Source organism: Priestia flexa NBRC 15715 (assembly GCF_001591565.1).
GTDB lineage: Bacteria > Bacillota > Bacilli > Bacillales > Bacillaceae_H > Priestia > Priestia flexa.
In genome coordinates this window covers 1-6,735 of record NZ_BCVD01000162.1, presented here as the reverse complement: position 1 = coordinate 6,735, position 6,735 = coordinate 1, and the positions used below count along the sequence as shown (strand labels likewise).

At 40.4% G+C, this 6,735-nt stretch carries 10 protein-coding genes; 4 read left to right on the top strand and 6 right to left on the bottom strand.

Translation table 11 applies throughout. The features are described 5' to 3' along the window. The 4 genes from BFL01S_RS18300 to BFL01S_RS18285 all read right to left on the bottom strand — a co-directional run. On the bottom strand, positions 1–1,425 hold a 1,425-nt coding region (locus BFL01S_RS18300), incomplete at its 3' end, for a T7SS effector LXG polymorphic toxin (protein WP_061786571.1). 18 nt (positions 1,426–1,443) lie between these two features. Then, a complete protein-coding gene (locus BFL01S_RS18295; protein ID WP_061786570.1) occupies positions 1,444–1,704 on the bottom strand; it encodes a DUF5344 family protein in 261 nt (86 codons plus the stop codon). Then, on the bottom strand, positions 1,704–2,129 hold the full coding sequence (locus tag BFL01S_RS18290; RefSeq protein ID WP_061786569.1) for a YwqH-like family protein: 426 nt from the start codon (positions 2,127–2,129) through the stop codon (positions 1,704–1,706). The genes BFL01S_RS18295 and BFL01S_RS18290 overlap by 1 nt, the downstream gene beginning before the upstream one ends. A 160-nt stretch (positions 2,130–2,289) precedes the next feature. Then, a complete protein-coding gene (locus tag BFL01S_RS18285) occupies positions 2,290–2,844 on the bottom strand; it encodes a GNAT family N-acetyltransferase (RefSeq protein WP_061786568.1) in 555 nt (184 codons plus the stop codon). A gap of 135 nt (positions 2,845–2,979) precedes the next feature. Here BFL01S_RS18285 and BFL01S_RS18280 point away from each other — a divergent pair, with 135 nt between their 5' ends. Continuing rightward, positions 2,980–3,420, top strand: a complete 441-nt coding sequence (locus BFL01S_RS18280) for a PH domain-containing protein (RefSeq protein WP_025907988.1) — start codon at positions 2,980–2,982, stop codon at positions 3,418–3,420. Here the strand turns inward: BFL01S_RS18280 and BFL01S_RS18275 are convergent. Then, positions 3,417–3,617 carry a GNAT family N-acetyltransferase gene (locus BFL01S_RS18275; RefSeq protein ID WP_061786567.1) on the bottom strand — a complete coding sequence of 67 codons (201 nt, stop codon included), beginning with the start codon at positions 3,615–3,617 and terminating at the stop codon, positions 3,417–3,419. The two genes, BFL01S_RS18280 and BFL01S_RS18275, sit on opposite strands and share 4 nt — an antisense overlap. Here BFL01S_RS18275 and BFL01S_RS20195 point away from each other — a divergent pair. Then, positions 3,606–4,289, top strand: coding sequence for an aminoglycoside 6-adenylyltransferase (locus BFL01S_RS20195; RefSeq protein WP_082802784.1), 684 nt, complete (start codon positions 3,606–3,608; stop codon positions 4,287–4,289). The genes BFL01S_RS18275 and BFL01S_RS20195 overlap by 12 nt on opposite strands. Here the strand turns inward: BFL01S_RS20195 and BFL01S_RS18270 are convergent. Further along, complete coding sequence (locus BFL01S_RS18270) at positions 4,232–5,116, bottom strand: alpha/beta fold hydrolase (protein WP_061786566.1); 885 nt, start codon at positions 5,114–5,116, stop codon at positions 4,232–4,234. The genes BFL01S_RS20195 and BFL01S_RS18270 overlap by 58 nt on opposite strands. A gap of 224 nt (positions 5,117–5,340) precedes the next feature. Between BFL01S_RS18270 and BFL01S_RS18265 the strand changes: the two genes are divergently transcribed. Both BFL01S_RS18265 and pgoN read left to right on the top strand, forming a co-directional pair. Then, positions 5,341–5,760: a hypothetical protein gene (locus BFL01S_RS18265; RefSeq protein ID WP_061786565.1), complete on the top strand. Its 420-nt coding sequence runs from the start codon at positions 5,341–5,343 to the stop codon at positions 5,758–5,760. A 107-nt stretch (positions 5,761–5,867) separates the two neighbouring features. After that, positions 5,868–6,710 carry a glyoxal/methylglyoxal reductase gene (pgoN, locus tag BFL01S_RS18260; RefSeq protein ID WP_061786564.1) on the top strand — a complete coding sequence of 281 codons (843 nt, stop codon included), beginning with the start codon at positions 5,868–5,870 and terminating at the stop codon, positions 6,708–6,710. Positions 6,711–6,735: the final 25 nt, after the last annotated feature.

The window sequence follows — 6,735 nt, the reverse complement described above, 5'->3', positions numbered from 1 at the left end:
GGGCATGAGCCTTGGCATGGTGCTGTCTAAAATACTCGTATACGTTTTATGTAATGACAGTGTCCACGATGCCGGTGCAGTTTTGACGCTTTGGTACGCTTGTTTGGTGACGTTGGCAACCGCACTTGTGCGAAGCGTATTGCGCATTTGCGTGAGCTTTCCGGTTTCTTTTGTCACCACGGCTTGACCCATATTGGCTGCGTAGCGCGTCGATAGGGCACCTGCGCCTGCAATGCCGAGCGATTGGAATAGGCTGTTTTGGCGCTGTTCTTCGGAGATCGCATTGCCGAACATGTCTTTTCCCGTTGTGAATTCGTACATGCCGTTTGCGGCGACTAGGCCGTAGAGACCTTTTTCTGCTTGTTCGAGCGCTTTAAACGATTTGGACGTTTTGTACGCATCAAGCGCGTGATCAGCAGCGTTGACACCTTTGGCGGTAACATAGATGGCTTTTCCGCCTTTAGCTGCGCGACCTGCCCAGCCGACAACGGGAATGAATCCAGCCGCTGCCATTGCACCTGCCGCTACGCGTTCCGATGTTGAAAGCTCACGTCCCGTAACGGGATCTACGCCTTCGGCTGCTCGTTTATAATCATAATATCCTGTTACCTCTCCTGTAAAGGTTGAAACCGTATCCCACGTTTTTTCATACCACTTTTTATTAGCTTCTTCAACCGCTTGGCGCTCCGCTTCTTTTTTCAGCTCGTGAACATTTTTCATTTCTTCATGATACGTCACGTAGTTCGTTGCGTACTCGCTTGCTTCTTTTTGAACTTTATACAACTCGCTTGCATGATACGCTTTTTGATCAAATAAAACTGGATACGCCTGCCCGCCTTGCGTCGTAGCTCCGTGTAAGCTGTTGGTTGCAGCTTGTGTCAGCAAATAATTTGATTCCATTTGCCTATAACCTTCTAACCACTCTGCATCCAATTTTTCAACTGCTTCAACCGTTTCATCTCGCTTTTTTTCTGCTTTATCGATTGAATCGTTAAAATCTTCGGCAGAAAACGCAGACAGTGAGACTAAGTCGGCCACTTTATGCAAAATCGTTTGAAGATCTTCTCGCTGCTGAGCAACGAGTTCTTTCGCTTGGCTTACGGACTGTTTAAGATCATGCTCTAAAAACGATAGGTCAACTACCGTGTTTCCTGCTAGGTTCGCGTCTTCTGCTTTTACGTACAGCGCTGAGAAATATGACTTGGTCATTTGGACTAAATCAATCCAACACTTTGCGTTATCAACTTGGTATTCATAGAACTTCTTAATGTTGTCGGCACCTTTTCCTTGAAGGCTATCATCCAGCTTAGACACGGCAGCTAGCGCTTTGTGGAGGGTCTGCAGCTGGTCTTCAAGATTTTTATACGCTTTTTCTCGTTCTTTGGAAAAGGTTGAAATGCCCTTTGCATCGTATATTTTCCCCATTTGATTCACCCTTTTTCATTATGAACGCACAATGGCTTCGTCTTGTTCTTTTAATAATTTCACGTTAGCTTTCGTGTCCTGTACGCTTTTTTCTAAGGCTGTGATGTACGTTTTTAAAAGCTTTCCCAGCTCTTCTTCCTGTGACTTCCACTCGTTTGTGGTTGAAAGGTTGTTATCCCCGACATCGGAGTTTCCTGGGAGCGATAATTTTTGAATGGCTGCTTCGACGTCTTCAAGCTTTTGCATGACGTCTTCATAGTTGAGCTTGATTGATGTCATTATAGCTTTCTCCTAATCTCACTAATTTTATTCTCTAAATCTGCGACTGCATCTTCCCCTTTATTTAAAAGAGATTCCGCTTCGTTTACAAGGTAGCTAACACCGCTATAAAAGCCTTTTTGAGCCTCGTACCACGTGATTTTATGGTTAATCGCATTTATATAGTCGTCATAATCGTTCGTGATAATATCGTTGATTTCGTTGTATGCTTGCTTTCTGTTGTCATCAAAGTTTGTGGATATATCACCTTTCCAATGATCTCCTAAGTCTGGTTCCTTTACTTCTTTTATTTCTACTAATGACCGTTTCTTTTCGTTTTCAATCTCTGTTTTTGCGGTTTTTAAACGCTGAATTTTCTCTTCAGCATCCGCAACGTTTCCTGAGATTGTGCTTGAAAAACTTTGAAGCATTTGTTCAAATCCCATGAGGTTCACCTCTTTACCACTTTTTCCAATATTTATAGTTTAAAAGTTGCTTTTGATTAGAGAAATAGGAAATTTTTCTCTTTTTTCCACAGTAAGACAACCTTCCCTTAAATCCGCCAAAATAATAGGTATAAAGAATCATAAATAAAAAAGCCGCTCATTAGTCGGCTCTTCTTTCTTTCCATTCCCTTTTTAGTAAGCTGTACATATACAAATCATCAAATTTCCCGCACGTGCGCTCATACTCTCTCAGCAATCCTTCTTGATGAAATCCAAGCTTTTCAACAAGCTTCTGCGATGATATGTTTTCTGGTTCAATTAGGGCTTGGATGCGATGTAGCTTCCAGTTTGAAAATCCATACTCGATGACTGCTTTCATAGCTTCAGCTGCAATGCCTTGCCTCCAGTATTCCTGATGAAGCTCGTATCCAACTGACGCTCTTTCATGACTAGATTCATAATCTAAAAAACCACAGCTTCCAATTATGACGCCTTCTTCTTTTAATGTAATGCCCCATCTCATCCCGGTACCTTCATTTACTATATTTCTGTACCAGCTGAGCTCGCTTTTCACATCATCAATCGTTTGAAAAGGCTCTAACCCCATATGCTTCATTACTACAGGGTCAGATAAATACCTTAGCATATGAACGGCATCACTTTCTTTTGACTCACGGAGAGTGAGCCGCTTCGTATCCAATGTAGGTATGTTCATGTGTTTCTTCCTTTCTTAGCTAATATACTAAATCTATTTTTTCACTTCGCATTAGTAAAAAGCGAAACCAATTCCTTACATTAAGCGTATAAACTAGTACTAACTCGTTTTCAAAAAATGAACGGAGGTGCTTTCTTGAAATTCCGCTCTCATATCGACCGCTTTTTTGGTATGGTAATAACCACTTCTTTAGCAACCCTTGGCGTAGTATTTTTTCTTCCTCTTTTTTTAGACAGTGAAACAACTCTGCTTGATATTATTATTTCTATTGCATTATTTTTAGCTTGTGGAGGCGTCATGGTATGGTCTAGTTTTTTTGCGACGTATGAACTTCACTCTGATTATCTTATTGTTAAAGGGGGCGTATTGAAGATTCGTATTCCATATGAAGAAATCACAAAAGTAGCCCCAACTCGTAATGTTTTTACGGGATATAAAGTTCTCGCTTCAAAGGATGCTATTGAAATCTTTTATACATCTTCTCTTTTAGGAAGCGTAAAAATCTCACCGGCTAAGCGTGATCTTTTTCTTTCAGAGTTGAAAGCACGCTGCCACAGTAGCTCCTTTAAGTTTTAACGTATCTCTTTTATAAACCCAGTGCTTTTCGGCTGGTAGCCCATTTTTTGATAAAAAAGATGCGCAGCCAGCCGCTCATCTCGGTTGCCGCTGTTTAATCCAATTGCCATGCAGCCTTGACTCTTCGCCCACCTTTCTGCTTCTTTGATCAACATTTTCCCGACGGCTTTTCTTCTAAATTTCTCATGCTGTTTCAAGGCTATACGCGAATTGATTTAACTCTTTGTCCGCTTTCACTTAAAGAAGACTGGAACCGTGGTGATGAAGGTATTTCAACCATATTGCTAGATAAAGATGATTTATTTAGGGCACCACAACTTCTAAGCGATAAACAGTATCATCTTCAAATGCCAACCGAAGCTAACTTTCTAGACTGTTGCAACGAATTTTGGTGGGTTTGTACGTACGTTGTCAAAGGCCTTTGCCGCAATGAATTTTTATATGCAGTAGATCATCTGACTATTCAAGCGAGAACAGAACTTCTGTGCATGATGTCCTGGCGAATTGGTACTGAGCGTGGATTTACGTTTAGTTTAGGAAAAAACAATAAGTACCTTCCAAACTACCTGGAAAAACACGAGTTTCTTGAGCTTCAAAGCACCTATGACGTATCGACCAATAAAAAGGTTTGGCATGCGCTCCAAGCCAATCAAGTAATGTTTATTCGCGAGTCAACCAAGGTGGCAAAAAGCCAATTGATGACCCTCCGTCCACGCAAGTCATTAAAAGCTGTGACAAATTTTGTATATAGTTATCTACGTTATCTACTATTTGTAAATCAATTGTTTTGGTCATGCATTTTCTCCCCATATTATAAAGTAACGTGCCCGTTCACAAGGTCGTGCTTTTTAATAAATGCTTCAACTTGATTATGAATATCTCCTGCGTCTTTTCCAATCCACAGCAAGTGTCCCCAATTATCAAGGAGACAAAGAGTTGATGTTGGAATTGATTTTTTTGCATGATGTGCATGCTCAAGTGAGACGGCTTGATCGTTAAGGCTGTGAAGAATAAGGGTTGGACTTTGAATCGCTGTCAGCAAATGATGAAATTGCTTGGACGTATGCTCTAAATCCAACAAGAACCCTTTTCCTGAACGATAGCGATTATTCATACGCTGAAATGCTTCCAGGTCTGAATCTTTCATTTGTTTCATGACTTCTTCTGCCGGAAGTTTACTAAAAGATGGAACAAACTGCTTAAACATAAACTGTACGTTGCGGTTTGACAGACGAGCCACGAGCTTCCACGTCCACTTTTCAGTAAGCGGATGAAATGCAAATTTCGCTACCTTATAATTGAGACTTTTTTTAGACAGCCATTCTTTTGTGACGGCACTTTGTAGAATTAAGCTATTTGTACGGTTTGGATACATTGACGCAAAGCTAATTCCGCTCGGACCTCCCGCTGAGACTGCAATGATATGTACTTTTTTAATGTCTAACTGATCTAACATCTTCGCATAGCAACGAGAAGCTAGTTCGAATGTTTCGCCAAGTTCTTTTGAAGTAGCTCCGTATCCTGGTCTTGACGGTGTTATGATTGAAAACCCGCTTTTTACAAGACGTTCATACCCTAACTCTTCTCGGCAGTTCGAGTGCCCCCCGTGAAATAGTAAGATCGGAGTTCCTGTTCCAACAACTGAATACTCAAGCAGGTGCCCATCTACTTCCATATGATAAATGATTCGCTCCAACCGCTTCACCTCCATTTTCTGTTCTTTACAAGATAGCCAAGAATACTATTCAATATTCGTTTATCCTTCTGTTTCTCCTTTTCTGATCAGGAGAAAATTGTTAAAATACCCCTATACTTCCAGGTATCATTTTACACTAAATTGGTCAAATAAGTTAAACTAGAAAAAAGGAAGAAAAAATTACAATATACTGGTATATTGCTAGAAAAGGTAGGTAATGCAGCGTGTCTCACTTTGAAACAACACTTCAGTTAAAAACAACTATTCTAAATACATCTTTTCAACTTTTCGACTACATAACTACTCGCCCTCACCTATTTGCGATTGCCTTACACCAAGAGCTTGGCTATCCTATAGAGTTTATGTGGAATTCAGACTTTAAGTTTAAAGATGAAAGCGCACCAAGAGTGGTGCTTATTCATGCATACTGCGTGTTACCAAATCATCAATATTTGGATGCAAGAGGCTACGTGTCGCATGACCTAATTGCACAAGAAAAGCCACATCAGCACGCTTACTACGAACGTGTGTCTAGTAAGCAAATTGAAGAGTTAACGAATCTTGGTCGGCTTTATAAAGAAGAATTGCTTGAGATTGACAGCTTAAGAGACTTTATTAAAGAGCACGTACATGTCTATTCATAAGCTCTATAGGCACTTTGAAGTACCTATATCACTTTAAAGTGCTTACTTTTCATTTTATTAACTCTCTCTTATTATAAGTCATGTACTTACTATTGGAGGTTGATAACATGATTACGCATTTACAAGATACAGTAACATTAAATAACGGCGTAAAGATGCCCGGGTTTGGTTTAGGCGTATTTAAAGTGGAAGAAGGACCTGAGTTAGTTGAAGCTGTAAAAGTTGCGATTAAAAACGGCTACCTCAGTATTGACACAGCAGCCATCTACGAAAACGAAGAAGGCGTTGGTGAAGGAATTCGACAAGGTCTACAAGAGACGGGTCTTTCACGTGAAGAGCTATTCGTAACGTCAAAAGTATGGAATAGTGATTTAGGGTATGAAGAAACGCTTAAAGCCTACGAAACTAGTCTTCAAAAGCTTGGATTAGACTATTTAGATCTTTACCTTATTCATTGGCCAGTTGAAAGAAAATATAAGGACGCATGGCGTGCGTTAGAAACGCTTTATAAAGACGGCAAGGTAAAAGCAATTGGCGTAAGCAACTTCCAAATTCATCATTTAGAAGATTTACTACAAGATGCTGAGGTGAAGCCAGTCATCAACCAAGTCGAATATCATCCGCGCTTAACGCAAAAAGAGCTTCGTGCTTATTGTGAACAGCAAAACATTCAGCTAGAAGCTTGGTCTCCGCTTATGCAGGGCGAACTGCTTGATAACGATGTACTGTCTGCGATTGCTTCTAAGCACAATAAATCTACGGCTCAAGTAATCTTGCGCTGGGATGTTCAAAACGGTGTTATCACGATTCCAAAATCAACAAAAGAGCACCGTATTATCCAAAATGCTGATATTTTTGATTTCGAGCTAACGTCTGACGAAATGAAACAAATTGATGCACTAAACCAAAATCACCGAGTAGGTCCAGATCCAGACAACTTTGACTTTTAAGTAAACAAAGAGGCTGGGACATAAG

What these genes read in the sequence shown, in the direction of transcription:
- BFL01S_RS18295 (WP_061786570.1), bottom strand. Translation starts at nt 1,704, where the DNA reads ATGACATCAATCAAGCTCAACTATGAAGACGTCATGCAAAAGCTTGAA.
- BFL01S_RS20195 (WP_082802784.1), top strand. Translation starts at nt 3,606, where the DNA reads ATGCTGTTTCAAGGCTATACGCGAATTGATTTAACTCTTTGTCCGCTT.
- pgoN (WP_061786564.1), top strand. Translation starts at nt 5,868, where the DNA reads ATGATTACGCATTTACAAGATACAGTAACATTAAATAACGGCGTAAAG.
- BFL01S_RS18285 (WP_061786568.1), bottom strand. Translation starts at nt 2,844, where the DNA reads ATGAACATACCTACATTGGATACGAAGCGGCTCACTCTCCGTGAGTCA.
- BFL01S_RS18290 (WP_061786569.1), bottom strand. Translation starts at nt 2,129, where the DNA reads ATGGGATTTGAACAAATGCTTCAAAGTTTTTCAAGCACAATCTCAGGA.